This is a genomic window from Rhodococcus sp. MS13, from assembly GCF_013277835.1.
Lineage (GTDB): Bacteria > Actinomycetota > Actinomycetes > Mycobacteriales > Mycobacteriaceae > Rhodococcus_F > Rhodococcus_F erythropolis.
Window position 1 is genome coordinate 239,332 of sequence record NZ_VBTL01000009.1, and the last position, 15,099, is coordinate 254,430.

The window sequence follows — 15,099 nt, forward strand, 5'->3', positions numbered from 1 at the left end:
ACATTAGTGCAGCTAATTCGACGAGCAAACCCCCGAAAGTCCGCGGACTTTCGGGGGTTTCACTCGCGGTTCGACATAGTTCGGCAGAAATCAGCGGTTCTTCCACTCGGGTGGACGTTTGTACCCGAACGCCGTCAGTCCTTCGACGAGGTCTTCACTGACCAGTAACTCGTCGAGAGCGGGCGACGGCTGATCGATCGCGTCGACTACGTCAGATACCGCACGAGTCTCATTCATGATCTGAAGTGAAATGCGTACCGACGTAGGTGATCCGGTCAGGATCTCGTCCGCCAACGCACGGGCTCCGTCGAGTGCGGTGCCCGCCGGGACGACTCGATTGACGAGGCCGTAAGACTTGGCAGTCTCCGCGGATATCCTGTTGCCGGTCAGGATCATCTCGGTTGCCAGCTTCTCGGGAACGGAGCGTGGCAGCCGAACGAGTCCACCTGCCGCGGCCACGAGACCGACGTTCACCTCGCTGAGCGCGAACTGCGCCGTTTCGTCGGCGACAACCAGATGGCAGGCCAGAGCAATTTCACATCCGCCGCCCATGGCATAACCGTTGACCGCGGCAATAACGGGTTTAGTCATGTTCCGTCGGCTCGTCAGACCAGCGAAACCGTTCTTGGGCACCCACATGGGTTTCCCGCTCGCCGAGTAACCGAGATCGTTGCCTGCGGAGAAGGATTTGTCGCCGGCTCCAGTGAGGATCGCGACCCAGAGGTCCGGGTCGGCGAAATAGGCGTCGAATATCTGGTCGAGCTCGTCGTTGGCCTGCGGGGTGAGGCTGTTGCGTGTCTCGGGGCGATTGATCGTCACTTCGAGGAGATGGCCCGTACGCCGGACTGTGGCGAACTGATAGTCGTTGCGCAGCTGGGGTATGGCTCGCGGACGAAGTTCATCCATGCGCTCCTCCGACAACGTGACGACGTTGCCCGGTCCGAACGATCTCGCGAACACTCTGCTCCCGATCGGCTCCCCGATCTGAAGACGGTCGAGAAGCTCGCTGTCGCCGTCGATGCCGGTGGCCAGGAAGCGGCGTCCGTTGTCGAGGCGACCCACTACGATCCCGAGCACCTTGTCACGTCGGTGCTGAACTGTGTAGGTCTCGATCTCTGCCCAGCCGTCCGCTCGGATTGCGACGAGCACGTTCGGCGCCGAGTCGAGTTCGACCTGCAGGCCGGTGCTGTTGTCGTCCCGTAAGTTCGTCGGTGTGGTCGAGTAGATTCCGGTCGAATACTTGCTCAGCAGGCCGCCGTTGGCACCGACGAAGCCGTAAGTCCCTGGTGCCGCGCGAAGCGCCTGCACCACTTCGGCTATGGCATGCATCGAATAGTTGTTGCCGGCACCGCCGAAGTAGGGCAGTCCGCCGGTCAAGGTGAGGTTGCGAGGGTCGTCGGCCTCCAACCCCAGCCCGTCGCACACGTTCGACACGGCAATCGGGAAGCAGCTGTACAAGTCGAGCACGTTCAGGTCGTCGACGCCGATGCCGGCGACCTCGAGTGCGTGTAGGGCAGCAGTGATCGCGGCGGGGCTGGTGCCGAGGTCGGCGCGATCGAGCAGGTCCTTCTCACGGAGATCGGCCTGACCGTGCAGGAAGACCCACTTCTCCTGCGGTATCCCGAGTTCGGTGGCGACTGCCACCGACGTCAGCACAACGGCGGCTCCCTGGTTCACCTGGTCGCGTGCAATCAGGAATCTGGGGTACGGGTCGGCGATCATTCTGTTGCGTCCGGTGACGGTGGCCAACTCATCCGCGCTTCGTTCCGTCGGAGCGGCGGCATGTGGGTTCTTCGCCGCCACAGTAGTGAATGGTGCGAACAGTTCACCCATCGATCGCGCATACGCTTCGCGAGTCAACCCGAGACGGGCGCGGCGAGCGTTGTCGAACAACGCGTACTGACTAGGAATGTCGGTGAGCCCGTGGCTTGCCGTATAGCTCGAGGCCAACCCGTTCAATCCGAATCCGCGGTCGTCCAGTTCACCCCCGCGGGTTTCGCCGAAGTCCGGTTTATCGTCGGTTCCCGCGAGGTGACGGGTGGTGGAGATCGCCTCGGATCCGAAGATCAGCACAGCATCCGCGTCGCCGCTCGCGATGGTGCGTGCAAATTCCGTGACGAGATGCTGAGGTGACTGCCCGCCCACGACCTCGAGAATTGCGCGGGTGGGGTCGGCACCGATGCGATCTGCCACTGAACGTGGATAGTTGTCGGACTTCCCCAGCGGGGCCGATGCACCCGGATTCGAAATCTCGAACTGTCGGACTCCGGCAACGGTGTCGAGTCGGGCACCGACCAGGGCGGGGTCGACGCCCGTATCGGCGAGCGCGGCATGTGCCGCCTCTGCTGCGAGTCCGACTGCAGACAGTTTTCGGTAGTCGGGATCGTCGAGACGTTCGGACGCTTGGCCCACGCCCACCAGAACCGGTGTTCGGGGATCGATATCACGAAGTGAGTTCATCGGTTCTGCTTCTCCTGCAATAGATGTCATGTTGAATGAGTGTTCGGGCAACCAGGGCGCACAGGTTCAGAAGATGAGAATCGGTTTGACCGTTGCCCCGGTCGCAGCTCGCACGGCCTCGTTGATCGTCTCGAAGCCGTACGTCGTCACCACCTTCTCCAACGGAAACTTTCCCTCGGCATACCAGGCGAGCAGACGTGGAATCAGAATCGCCGGATCGGCAGCACCCTCGATGCAGCCACGGATCGTCTTTCCTGACATGATGATGTCGGAGACGTCGAAACTCACTTCTGGTTGGCCGATGCCCACCAGAACCAGAGTTCCCAGGGGTCCGAGTACGTGTGCGGCTGTACGTATCACCTGGGGAACGGCCGTGGTGTCGATCGCCGCCGTCGGTCTCTCTTTCGTCAGTGCGCGAACCTTTTCCGACAGATCGGGATCGGAACCGTCGAATGCGTGTGTAGCGCCGACGTCGAGAGCGAGTTGTCGACGCTCGGCGTGGAGATCGACCGCGATGATCGTCTCCACTCCGAGTGCCGAAGCCGCCATCACTGCAGCAATTCCGACTCCGCCTGTACCGAAGACGGCCAGGCTCGAACTCGGTTCCGGATCGACGATGTTGACGACTGCACCGGCCCCAGTCTGAAATCCGCATCCCAGTGGAGCAACCATTGTCAAATCCACGTCAGGTGGCACGACGATCACATTCGTGCGTCGGGCTATCGCGTGTCGCGCGAAACTGGACTGGCCGAAGAAGGACGCCCATACCTCGGTTCCGTCCAGAGTGGTCAGTGGTGACGTACCGTCGAGCCGCATCCCCGAGGCATTGCGCAGACCGAATTCCTGGCAGTAAGCCTGATTCCCGGCAGCGCATCTCGGGCATCGACCGCAGCTGTCGAAACCGATCACCACGTGATCGCCCACTCGGACACCGGTGATTTCGGATCCGATTTTCTCGACCACACCTGCGCCCTCGTGCCCGTAGACAGCTGCGACACCAGGTGTCGAGACGGCCTTGACGCCGAGATCGGTGTGGCATATTCCGGTCGCGACGAGCCGAATCAGTATCTCGTCCGAGCGTGGATCGGAAATCTCGATCTCGTGGAGTTCGAACGAACTGTTCGGACCGGTGGAAATGGCGGCGGTGGTGCGCATGGTGAACCTTTTCGGGTGGTCGAGTCGACGTGGAGCCTCAGGACTTGCTTAGGCGCTGCTGGATTGCGTCCAGGGCGTAACCAATTGCAGCCCCGATGGTTTCGGCTTCGACGTCACCGGCGGGCGGAATGAATCGGGCTGCCAACGCGGTCTCAGTGGTACTGGCCGTCACGGTTCGGTGGTGTGAGAAGGTGTCGAATCCTACTTTGCCGCTGTACGCCCCCATTCCGCTGCGCCCGATTCCTCCGGACGGAGCTCCTTCGACGCCCCAGTGGACGACGAGGTCGTTCCGGGTTACTCCACCGGATGTGGTGCGGCGTATGTACTCTCGGAAGTCAGCGCTGTCGGATCCGAACCAGTACGCCGCCAGTGGGCTGGGTTGCGCGTTGATGTGGTCGATCGCTTCGGTGAGCTCGTCGTAGGGGTACACGACGATGACTGGGCCGAATATCTCTTCGGCGGCAATTGCCATCTGGGATGTGACATCGAGCAGCAGGGTTGGTGCGATTCGTCGAGATGCCCTGTCCGGAAGGGACTTCTGATCCTCGTCTGTGACGAGGGAGATCGCGCGTGCCCCCTTGCTCACCGCGTCGTCGATAAGCGCAGTGACTCGATCGAAGTTGCGGTCGTTGACGATCGTGACGACGCCGGGGTTGTTCGGGTAGTCCGCGAAGTGATTCTCGACAGAACTGCGGTATTCGTTCACGAAGTCGTCGACTTTCGCACGAGGCACGAAGACGTAGTCCGGGCACAAGCAGATTTGTCCGCCATTCATCATTCGAACACCCGAGATGCGCTCGGCAGCAAACGCGACGTCGGCGTCGTCACCGAGGACCACCGGATTCTTTCCGCCCAGTTCGAGAGTCACCGGTACCAGATTCCGGCCCGCGTTTTCGGCGACGAGGGCACCGACGGCTGGTGACCCGGTGAAGATGATGTGATCGAAAGCCAGATCCGAAAATGTCGATGCCGTCGACACTCCGCCTCTGATCACCACCACTTCCTCCGGGGACATTCTCGTGGCAATCGCCTTGGCGAACACGTCTGCGGTTCTCGACGGGATCTCGGAAAACTTGATCATGATCCGATTTCCGGCTGCCAGCGCCTCAATGGCCGGATGTACGACCAGAAGCACCGGGAAGTTCCACGGTCCGATGACCCCGATCACGCCCTTCGGCCGGATCTGCACGAAGGTTGGAGTGCCCGCAGCATCCGAGCCGACCACCTCCTGATCTGCCATCCACTCGTCGATGTTGTTTCGGATGTGCTCCACTCCGGGGATAACTCCGGCTATGTCGCTGAGCAGGCTCGCAATTCGTGGACGATTTCCGAAATCGGCGTCGAGGGCCTCGGTCAACTCGTCGACGTGCTCGAGGACGGAGGCGAGAAACCGGTCGATCCGATCGAGTCGAACTTCGGCAGACGGCGGACCGTCGGCCAGGAAGTCGTCGCGCTGTGCGCGCAGCAATTCGAGCTGACGGTTCGCGGAAGGATCGACAGGTACGACGCGATGGGTGGGGATGACGGTCATGGCGCTGTTCTTTTCTGTAGTTTGCTCTGGTGTTCGCGGTGACCGTCGGCACGGTGACCGGGGTTTTCAGGAGTTTGTGACGGACCGGTTGTCGGTGTCGATCGGAGGGAGTTCTTCCTCGAGGACGCCAGCGGCGATCATGCGATCGATGTCCTCGTCGGACAAGCCGAGAAGGGTCGACGCGATTTCGCGGGTCTGCTCGCCGAGAAGCGGAGCCGGTCGTAACTCCACATCGGGAATGTTTTCGAAGTGCGCCGGTGTGTTCTCGCTCGGCAGGAGACGATCGATCAACGGATGCCTTGCGACTCTGAAGGTTTGGCGTGCCTGCAGGTGCGGATCTTCGGGTAGTTCCGGAAGCCTTAGCATCATGGCGCCCGGGACTCCGCTTTCCTGGAGTAGATCGACTGCTGCCCGTGGTGATCGACTGCGGGTCCAGTTCTCGATGACGGCGTCGAGTGCGGCGCGGTGTTCGAGGCGTTTCGTCGCAGTCTCGAATCGGGGGTCGGAGACGAGTTCGATCGAGCCGATGCACTTGGCCAGTCGTTCCCATTCGTCGGAGTCGCGGACGTCGATCACGATCCATTCGTCCGTGCCTGCGGCGGGATACAGTCCGCTCGGTGTGTTGCCAGTTCCTCTGTCCGACTCCGTGCCGATGCGTACCGATGCGCTGGCAAACAGATCCGAGTGTTGAGCCAGAATCACTTCGGCTTGGGCCACGCTCACTGTTCCACCACGGTTGGTTTTGAGGCGTCGGACAAGCTGCGCGAGAACACCTATCGCGGAAACTCTTGCCGCTGCGTGATCAGGATAGATGGTGGAGGCGTCAGCGAATCCGCCGTTGGCGGTGTCGTACTTCCAAGCCAGGCTCAGGCCGGTCGAGGCGCGGACCAGCGGACCGTATCCGAGCCGGGCGTTCCAAGGCCCGCTGTTACCGAAGGCGCTCGAGTCGGCAACGACGATCCGAGGATTGATCCGGGACAGCTCCTGATAGGACAAGCCGAGTTTGTCCATTGTTCCTGGTTTGAAGTTCGAGAGGACGACATCAGATTGTTCGACGAGAGATGCGATGTAGGTACGGCCTTCGGGAGAGCGAAGGTTGATACCGATGCTCTTCTTGTTTCGGTGGCCCCAGGCGAAGACCGGAGTGATGAGTGCGCCGGACATGGACTGTCGGCTACCGTCACGGAAGGCGGTGTTTTCGATCTTGATCACCTCGGCGCCCATGTCGGCGAGAAGTCGACCTGTTTCGCCACCTGCGACGATGACGCCGAGATCGAGTACGCGAATTCCGTCCAGCGGTCGCCGTCGGACGGGGTTCGCTCGTGGCGAGTTCGCCGTCGACGGGCCGGCCAGCGGCGGTAGATCGGAGAAAATCTCGGTGTCGTACTCGCCGCGTCGCGGTGCCCGCCTGCGAATTCCGGCTCGTGTGCCGTCAATCTCCATCAGTCCGTTCGGGATTCGGAGTGTGCCCAGGGGAGTGGGGACCGCAGCGAAAGCATCTCGCGCCGAGTAGTGTTCGGAGTCGAGAACCTCCGCGAAGTCGAGTAGTTCGCCGCACGGCACACCGAATTGTTGGCCTTCCGTCACCGCCTGCGTGCGACTCTTGGAAGAGAGGAATGCTTCGATTGCGGGATACAGCGTGCCAACTGCGGCGTATCTGTGTTTCAGTTGACCGAGTTCGGGATCCGCGAACTCAGCAGGCCTACCCATCCATTCGAACATCCCTTGCCATTGCCGAGGGCTGAGGATGCACAGGCGTACGTATCCGTCCGTGCACGGGAAGATCGGGTACAGATGGCTCGAATCGGGTCGTCCGCGGGGGCCGTCGGATGTCGGTACGCCGCCGGCCGCCGATCCTGCCATGCCGAATCCCGGATCGATGATCTGAACGGTGCTTTCGAACACCGAGACGTCGACGTCGTCTCCCGAATCGGTCAGCAGCCGGTTGTAGTAGGCGAGCAACGCGGCCCATGCGGTGGTGACCGCAGCCGATTCGAGTGCGATCGGTCCGGGAGGAACCAACGGCGGGCGCCCGGGCAGACCCGACCGTGACAACACACCTCCGAGAGCGACATGTACCAGCTCCGTTGCCGTCCAGTTCCGGTACGGTCCGGTGCGGCCGAAATCGCTGAATGACACGATCACCAGGGTCGGGAACTCCCGCCGAAGCGCCGCCGGTTCCAGACCGAGATCGGTCAGTCTGTCCACTCCGAGACCCTCGATGAAAATGTCTGCCGTTTGCAACAGTCGTCGTAGGATGCCGATGCCGGCAGTCGTGTCGAGGTCAAGCGACACCGAGCGCTTGTTCGCATTGTGGGTCTCGTGACGGACGTCGAGTCCGGCGAACTCCTGAAGCTCGGCGGACGGCCGATCGACTACGATCGGCTCGACTCGAATGACGTCGGCTCCCAGATCCGCGAGGATACGTGGACCCATCTCGCCGCTCTGCCCGGTGAGGTCTACGACCCGGACGTTTGCCAAGGGAAGGTCGTGTTCGTTCGGCAGATCGGGCGCGGTGTCCTGCGGCATGCTCATGTGGGGAATTCCTTTCGTGACGGAACTCGTGTCCGGGACCGAGGGGAAGCTACCGGTGTGTCCGGCATGTGGACACTGGGTGCCGTCGCCTGCGCGTTTTCGTGAATGCAATTGCTGCAGTGTGGAATTGGGGGCGGCTGTGGGTCGCGACATGGCTGTGGATCGCGACAAGGCCGGGTCTTCCTGCTGCTCGTTCAACGATCACACGAATGCGGTCGCGGTGGCCATCACTCATTTCGACGCTCACATATGCCGCAAAACGCAACGTGTAGGAATTCCCGAGTTGACTACTGCTTGACCGACGAACATTCTCGATGAATGGATCTATCGCACCTGAGGTGTTTCGTTGCCGTTGCAGAGGAGCTGCATTTCGGTAGAGCCGCTGCCAGAATGCACCTCACGGCGTCGCCGGTGAGCCGGATGATCAAAGAACTCGAACGCGAACTCGGTGGCGAACTGTTCGTCCGCCGTTACCACGAGGTGCAAGTGACACCGTTGGGCCGGGCACTGCTCGATCGAGTCCGCGACGTCCTTCGTGGTATCGACCAACTCGGCGTCGTCGCAGCGGAGTTCGTCAACAGCAACCGGGTGATGCGTATCGGGGGAACACACCGCGCGCCGCCCGCGATGACCGACAGTTTCATAGCAGTCGTCGAAGATGCGGCGGCGCCGTGTTCCGTGGATTTCGTCGTCGCTCACTCTGCGGATCTGATCGCCGACGTCGAGAAGGGTGATCTCGCAGCTGCCCTCGTTCATCTACCCATCAACACCGATCTGCTGGACAGCGTGATTATCGGTTCGTACTCGTTCGTGGTCGCCATGCTCGCCGACGATCCATTGGCGAGTAGCGAAATGCTCGCGCTCAAAGATCTCGCTCATCGCACACTGACGGTGCCACCCGTGACCCCGCAGCCTTTCGCGATGCGTCGAGTGCGCCAGCGTTTCGTGGATTCCGGGATCAAGAAGTTGCACCGGATGCCCGACTACGACACTGTGCTCCTGGCGAGTCATATCAGGCGCAACAAGGGCATCACAATTTCTTTGCACCCCTCGACCGGTGGCGCAGCCGGAATCTTTGCCGATCCGGGATTCGCCGTGGTTCCGTTGAGTGACGACCTCGAACTGCACGTGGGTGTCGTCTGGAATCGAGAGTTGGTCGACCTGGATCCACTACTGCAGTCCGTTGTCGCGTCGATCAAAGCCACCTGGACGGCTGAAAGTGTGGGTTGTCACGGCGAAGTACTGACGACGCCGAGTTCTACTGTCCGGGTAGCAGGACCGGCTTGACCACTTCGCCACTCGACGACGCGACTTCGGTTAGTTGTTGTCGCTCAATAGGAACGTGGTGATCATGGTTGTCGAGACAGTGGGAATCGTGGGAACCGCGGCCGATGCGCGCGAGCAACTCGAGGCGTATCGAGCGGTGGGCGTGGACACCGTCGTGGCCGTGCCTTCATCCACTGATTCGGATCCGGCCGGGCAAGTGACGATGGAACTTCTTGCCGAGATGGTATGACGAATCCCCGACGAACTTACTCTCAGGTAAGTTCGTCGGGGATATGTCGAATCGGAGGAGTTGCCGTGAGTGATCGTGTTCGTGTCGAGGTAGTGCAGTCGGTGGCGTACGTGACGCTGAACCGGCCGGAGAAACTCAACGGTCTCGATCTGGACATGCTCGACGCGCTGGTGGACGCGGCTCGAACGATCAGAACTGATCGTTCGATCCGGGGCGTGGTTCTGCAAGGCGCGGGCGACGCATTCTCGGCCGGATTGGACTTCGCTTCTGCCGGTAAGCAGCCGAGACGGATGGCCAAGGCGTTCGCGAAATTTCCCGGTCAGAAGACCAACCTCTTTCAACGTGCGTGCTGGGTGTGGCGCGAATTGCCCGTGCCGGTCATCGCGGTCGTTCACGGCCACTGCTTCGGCGGGGGACTGCAATTGGCGCTCGCCGCAGACTTTCGATTCACCACCCCTGATTGCACGTTCTCGGTGATGGAGGCGAAGTGGGGATTGATCCCCGACATGACCGGAACGGTCACGATGCGCGAACTCGCGGCGATGGACGTCGTGAAACGCCTCGCCATGACTGCTGAACTGTTCGATGGAAATCAGGCTCTCGAGTGGGGGTTCGTGAGCGGAGTCAGTGACAATCCGATCAAACCGGCACAGGAACTGTTGTCGCAGATCATGACTCGCTCGCCGGACGCCGTCGCAGCGACGAAGACGTTGCTGCACAAGACCTGGAACCGATCGCCACGCGGTGCGTTCTGGATCGAATCGCGGATCCAACTGGCGCTGATGCGAGGCAAGAACCACAAGATCGTACGCTCCGCGAATACTGCGAAGACGTTGCCGGAGTTCGCCATTCGAAAGTTCGGCTGACAAACTCCGGCATCGCGACGCCGTGGGGCGTTCTCATTCAGGTCGATTACACCATCAGATCTCGTCCAGACCGGTCCTTGATGAGCATCGTGGCGACGAACGACACTGCGGCCAACAGGGCGAGATAGATCGAGATGGCAAGAGTGCCACCGGTCTTGCCGAGGAGCCATTGGGCGACGGTGGGAGCAAAGGCGCCGCCGAAAATGGTGCCGACAGCGTAAGAGATCGACGCGCCGCTGTAGCGGATCGAAGCTGGGAACAGTTCGGCGAACAATGCCGGTTGAGGTCCGTACGACAGTCCGAGTCCGACCGAGAACAGGATCATCGCCACGTAGATCCAGCCGAGATTGCCGGTGTCGATGAGGAGGAAGAACGGCACCGCGAAGAGGATCATTGCGAGGTTGCCGACGTTCATCACCGTGGTGCGGCCGCGCCGATCCGACCAGTAAGCGCCGATCATGGTGAAAACGCCCCACGTGACTGCACTTGCGAGCGTGGCAATCAGTAGTTCGGTCTTACCCAGGCCGTAGGTCTTGGTTGCGTACGCGACGATGAATCCGCCGATCACCATGTAGCCGTTGCCGTTTGTGCCGATGAAGGAGAGGGCCGCGAGTACGACCTGCTTCGGGTGTTTCTTGAACAGAGTTCGGATAGGCGTGTTGCTCTCGGTGCGGCGTTCCTTGAGTTCGGCGAACACGGGTGACTCGCTGACCTTGCTTCGAATGTAGAAGCCGACGCCGATCAACACGACGCTGAGCAGGAACGGCACTCGCCATCCCCAGGTGGTGAACTGTTCGTCCGTGAGGGTGAACGTGCACAGTGCCAAAACGCCGGTGGCGAGCAACATTCCGAGCGGTACGCCCATCTGGACGAACGCTCCGAAGAATCCTCGACGCTTGGTGGGTGCGTGTTCGACGGCAAGAAGAGCAGCCCCACCCCATTCGCCGCCCGTCGAGAATCCCTGCACGATTCGGAGAAGGATCAACAGGATCGGCGCCCAGATGCCGATCGAGGCATACGTCGGCAGCACGCCGATGAGAACGGTCGCGGCCCCCATCATCGCCAACGTCGCGACCAGGACACGTTTACGGCCGAGTCTGTCGCCGAGATATCCGGCCACGATGGCGCCGAGAGGACGGAAGACAAAGCTGATGCCGACCGTGACGTAGGAGACGATCTGGCCTGCCGAGCCCATCGGCTTGAAGAACAGGTCGGCAAAGATCAGGGCTGCGGCTTGGGCGTAGATGAAGAAGTCGTACCACTCGACGGTGGTGCCGACCATCGACGCCATCGCGGCGCGGTCGTACTCCTTCGCGGCGGGCTTGGTGCCAGTTCTGGTTGTGGTCATCGAGCTACTTTCTGCCAGTCACGTGGTTCACCGGCGCGGTGAACTGCGAAGTCGGAACAGGGGTGAAACGCTGTTCGATCTGCGACGTTGCCGGTGTGCTCGGTGCATGCTTTTGGCTGACTCGGAGCGTTCCTGCGCGATCTCATTGTCGATATTGGCAACCGAATGATCGGTAGGTAATGAATTATGCAGAAGTGTGAGCGTCAACACAAGGGGTGCCGGAAAGGTCTGATTATCTGGTTCAGAGCATGCGAGAAATCAGTTGCTCAGGTGTGGAGCGACGCGGCGATCCGCAGATCGATTTCCCTTGCGCTGAGCAGATGGTCGAGGACGAGAACCGCACAACCGAGGATCCCGGATTGTGCGCCGTGGCTGACCGAAGCGATCTGAAGCTTTCGGGTGGCAAGCGCCGTTGCGTTGCCGTAGACGGACTCCCGAAGTCCGGCGAGGAAGAGCTCGTCTGCCTCGGCCATGTCGCCGCCGATGATCAGGACCTCGGGATTGAGGAGGTTGACCGCGCCGGAAATGACGTCGCCGATAAGTCGGCCGCTGCTTCTGATGAGCCGGCGGGCTTCGCTGTCGCCGTCCAGGGCGAGGCGGACAACGTCACGCACGTGCCCGACGCTTCGACCCTGATCTCGGAGGGCGTGCACGAGAGCCCAACCGCTGGCGACGGTTTCGACGCAGCCGACATCGCCGCAGCGACACTTCATGCCCCGCGCTGCAGCGGTTTTGGTATGCCCGATCTCGCCGGACGCTCCGAGTGAACCGCGTTGGAGGATTCCGCCCATGACGATTCCTGCGCCGAGGCCGGTTGACGCCTTGATCATCAGGAGGTTGGGCGCGCTCTCGCGTCGTTCGCTCAATTCGGCCAGGGCCATCACGTTGGCATCGTTGTCGGCAAACAGTGGCGCCGTGGTCACCGATGCCAGATAGGGGGCAAGAGCGACGCCGTCCCATCCGGCCATCATCGGAGAGTCGAGGCTCGCTCCCGCGGCGACGTCGACCGTTCCGGGAATGCTCAGTCCGATTCCGATGACCTCGGTAGACGCGCGGTGGACCTGGGCCAGTAGTGACGAAAGATGCTCGGCAATTTCGGGCATCAGTTCGTCGGGGCCGACCCCGACCGACTTGTCGATGTCTTCTGCCGCGAGGATCGTGCCCGCCAGGTCGGTGACGGCAAGTTGTGCCCGCGATCGACCGATTGCCACGACGAGAACCACGCCGGACGAGTTCGCGAAGGTGAGAGTGGACGGCGGCCGGCCGCCCGTCGACGGGCCCTCGTCGTCATCGGCGATCAAACCAAGCGATTGAAGTGCTGCAACCCTGGCCGATACCGCCGTCCTGGACAGGCCGGTGAGCTTCCCGATCTCGCTGCGCGTGGTCGCGGAACCGCTGCGTATCAGCGTGAATACCTCTCCCGCGGTAGCCGGAGTCGTGGACGGTCGGGTCATTGTCCTATTCAAGCATTCCTCGTCGGTAACTTCAGCGTGCGAAAGTTGGCATACTTTGTCCACAAAAAGACGTAAGTAAGTCTTGTGAAAAAGCAGAAGTAGGCATAGTCTGTGTCTTGACTCACTGCCACGGGCGTCCGAGGAGACGAGTCGCAGTTTCTGTGAAGCAGGGCGCACAAACAGGGGAGAACCTGATGAGCCGCACCGATACACAAGAGATCGTCGAGTTCGCACGTAAGTGGCAGCAGTTCGACGGTGGACCTGACGAAGAGATCTTTGTAACCTTCGGCCTCGCCCCGGATGAGTATTTCCGCAGGCTGCAGGCAATTCTCGACGACGGCGTCGTAGCGCTGACTCCGCCGGTCACCGGCGAACTCGCAACGGTCTGTGCACATCGACTCGGCCAATCGGCCAGGCGTCGATAAGTCCGACCCGGCGTCAGCCCCGAGTCACCCGAATCCGTTTCACCCGAGTAAGGAATTGAGGTCGCCATCATGCACAAGCACCTTCCGATGCCGTACCCGACCGCCGAAGTGTGGGACTGGCAGCTGCAGGGAGCGTGCCGTGGGCACGATTCCGCGGTGTACTTCCACCCGGACGGCGAGCGTGGACACGCTCGCGAGAACCGTGAACGCAACGCCAAGAAGGTCTGCGCGACGTGCCCCGTGCTCCAGCAGTGCCGCGAACACGCACTCTCCGTCCACGAGCCGTACGGCATCTGGGGTGGAATGACGGAGACCGAGCGCGCAGAATATGTGCGATCGCTGCGTAAGCGCAGCAACCGGATGCCCGCGGTCGCCAACGCGAGCTGACGGTCCTTCGGAAAGGACGCCAGTGTGACCCTCGTAGCCGGTATCGATTCGTCTACCCAGTCGTGCAAAGTCATTGTCCGTGATGCCGATTCGGGAGAACTGGTACGAGAAGGACGGGCGGCCCATCCCGTCGGTACCGAGATAGATCCGACATGCTGGCTCGAGGCGATGGACAATGCAATCGCCGCGGCGGGTGGGCTCGGCGACGTCGCAGCGGTATCCGTCGGAGCTCAACAGCACGGCATGGTGTGTCTGGACAGCGGCGGCGAGGTCGTCAGGCCGGCGCTGCTGTGGAACGACACTCGTTCGGCGAAGGCTGCGACGGATCTGGTCGAAGAACTCGGCGGATCGAAGGCGTGGGCCGACGCGGTTGGCGTAGTTCCGGTCGCCGCGGTCACGGCAAGCAAGCTTCGATGGCTCGCAGATCACGAGCCAGGCAACGCCGATCGCACTGCCGCGGTGTGTCTTCCGCATGACTGGCTGTCCTGGAAATTGGGCGGGTCCGGTTCAATCGAGGAGCTCGCCACAGACGCGGGCGACGCAAGTGGAACCGGCTATTACGCTGCCTCGACGCGCGAATACCGTACCGACTTGCTGGCGTTGGCATTTCGCGATCGCACCCCCCATGTTCCCCGAGTTGCATCGCCGAACGACAAGATCGGAAGCACTGACCCCGGGGGAATCATCGGACCGGGTACGGGTGACAATGCCGCAGCCGCACTGGGTTTGGGAGCAGTCCCCGGTGACGTGATCATCTCGATCGGAACATCCGGCGTCGTGTCGGCTGTATCGGCCACCCCCACGCACGATCCCAGTGGAAACGTGGCAGGATTCGCGGACGCAACCGGTCTGCACCTGCCGCTCGTGTGCACTCTCAACGGCGCGCGCATTCTTGATGCGACAGCGTCCATTCTCGGTGTCGATCACGCCGAACTGTCCCGGTTGGCGCTGACCGCGCCCCTCGGAAACGACGGGCTGGTCATGATTCCGTACTTCGAGGGCGAGCGGACGCCCAACCGCCCCGACGCCACGGGAGCAATGCACGGCTTCCGGCTGCAGAACTCGACGCCGGCGCATTTCGCGCGCGCCGCAGTCGAAGGGCTCCTGTGCGGCTTGGCTGACGGCGTCGACGATCTGGTTCGTCAGGGCGTCGAGGTGAAGCGAGTTCTCCTCGTCGGAGGCGGAGCGAAGTCTCGCGCTCTCTGTGAGATTGCGCCGGCAATTCTCGGAGTGCCGGTCGTAATCCCTGCTCCGGGTGAGTACGTCGCCGAAGGGGCATGCAGGCAAGCAGCATGGGCACTGTCCGGGGACACGCAGCCGCCGGTGTGGCCGAAACCGGAAGAGCGACGATTCGACGCCGAACCAGCTCCCCACGTGCGCGAGCGCTACGCGTCGTTGCGCGAACTCACCGAAGGTGTGTAA

The 15,099-nt window shown here is 61.7% G+C and carries 12 protein-coding genes; 6 read left to right on the forward strand and 6 right to left on the reverse strand.

Annotated features, from left to right (window positions below):
• Positions 1-90: 90 nt before the first annotated feature.
• The 4 genes from FEZ59_RS18560 to FEZ59_RS18575 all read right to left on the reverse strand — a co-directional run bounded on the left by FEZ59_RS18560 (position 91) and on the right by FEZ59_RS18575 (position 7,681).
• The gene (locus FEZ59_RS18560) at positions 91-2,460 is read right to left on the reverse strand and encodes an acetyl-CoA acetyltransferase (protein WP_172933104.1); all 2,370 of its coding nucleotides are present in this window, start codon (positions 2,458-2,460) and stop codon (positions 91-93) included.
• 66 nt (positions 2,461-2,526) lie between these two features.
• A complete protein-coding gene (locus FEZ59_RS18565; RefSeq protein WP_172933009.1) occupies positions 2,527-3,615 on the reverse strand; it encodes an NAD(P)-dependent alcohol dehydrogenase in 1,089 nt (362 codons plus the stop codon).
• 37 nt (positions 3,616-3,652) lie between these two features.
• Complete coding sequence (locus tag FEZ59_RS18570; protein WP_172933010.1) at positions 3,653-5,146, reverse strand: aldehyde dehydrogenase family protein; 1,494 nt, start codon at positions 5,144-5,146, stop codon at positions 3,653-3,655.
• Positions 5,147-5,212: 66 nt separating this feature from the next.
• Positions 5,213-7,681, reverse strand: a complete 2,469-nt coding sequence (locus FEZ59_RS18575) for a CoA transferase (protein WP_172933011.1) — start codon at positions 7,679-7,681, stop codon at positions 5,213-5,215.
• A gap of 318 nt (positions 7,682-7,999) precedes the next feature.
• Between FEZ59_RS18575 and FEZ59_RS18580 the strand changes: the two genes are divergently transcribed.
• The 3 genes from FEZ59_RS18580 (at position 8,000) to FEZ59_RS18590 (ending at position 10,063) form a co-directional block, all read left to right on the forward strand.
• A complete protein-coding gene (locus FEZ59_RS18580; RefSeq protein WP_172933012.1) occupies positions 8,000-8,968 on the forward strand; it encodes a LysR family transcriptional regulator in 969 nt (322 codons plus the stop codon).
• 64 nt (positions 8,969-9,032) lie between these two features.
• A complete protein-coding gene (locus tag FEZ59_RS18585) occupies positions 9,033-9,197 on the forward strand; it encodes a hypothetical protein (RefSeq protein ID WP_242459851.1) in 165 nt (54 codons plus the stop codon).
• Positions 9,198-9,262: 65 nt separating this feature from the next.
• The gene (locus FEZ59_RS18590) at positions 9,263-10,063 is read left to right on the forward strand and encodes a crotonase/enoyl-CoA hydratase family protein (RefSeq protein WP_037133488.1); all 801 of its coding nucleotides are present in this window, start codon (positions 9,263-9,265) and stop codon (positions 10,061-10,063) included.
• 46 nt (positions 10,064-10,109) lie between these two features.
• Here FEZ59_RS18590 and FEZ59_RS18595 read toward each other — a convergent pair whose 3' ends face one another.
• The gene (locus FEZ59_RS18595) at positions 10,110-11,411 is read right to left on the reverse strand and encodes an MFS transporter (protein ID WP_092763081.1); all 1,302 of its coding nucleotides are present in this window, start codon (positions 11,409-11,411) and stop codon (positions 10,110-10,112) included.
• A gap of 266 nt (positions 11,412-11,677) precedes the next feature.
• Entirely contained in the window at positions 11,678-12,865 is a 1,188-nt protein-coding gene (locus FEZ59_RS18600; RefSeq protein WP_019744795.1) for an ROK family transcriptional regulator, read from the reverse strand.
• Positions 12,866-13,059: 194 nt separating this feature from the next.
• On the opposite strand from FEZ59_RS18600, the gene FEZ59_RS18605 reads away from it, so the two are divergent.
• From FEZ59_RS18605 to xylB, 3 genes are all read left to right on the forward strand, one after another.
• Positions 13,060-13,290, forward strand: coding sequence for a DUF3263 domain-containing protein (locus FEZ59_RS18605; protein WP_020970382.1), 231 nt, complete (start codon positions 13,060-13,062; stop codon positions 13,288-13,290).
• Positions 13,291-13,359: 69 nt separating this feature from the next.
• Positions 13,360-13,677 carry a WhiB family transcriptional regulator gene (locus FEZ59_RS18610; protein WP_003946343.1) on the forward strand — a complete coding sequence of 106 codons (318 nt, stop codon included), beginning with the start codon at positions 13,360-13,362 and terminating at the stop codon, positions 13,675-13,677.
• A 24-nt stretch (positions 13,678-13,701) separates the two neighbouring features.
• Positions 13,702-15,099, forward strand: coding sequence for a xylulokinase (gene xylB, locus FEZ59_RS18615; protein WP_172933013.1), 1,398 nt, complete (start codon positions 13,702-13,704; stop codon positions 15,097-15,099).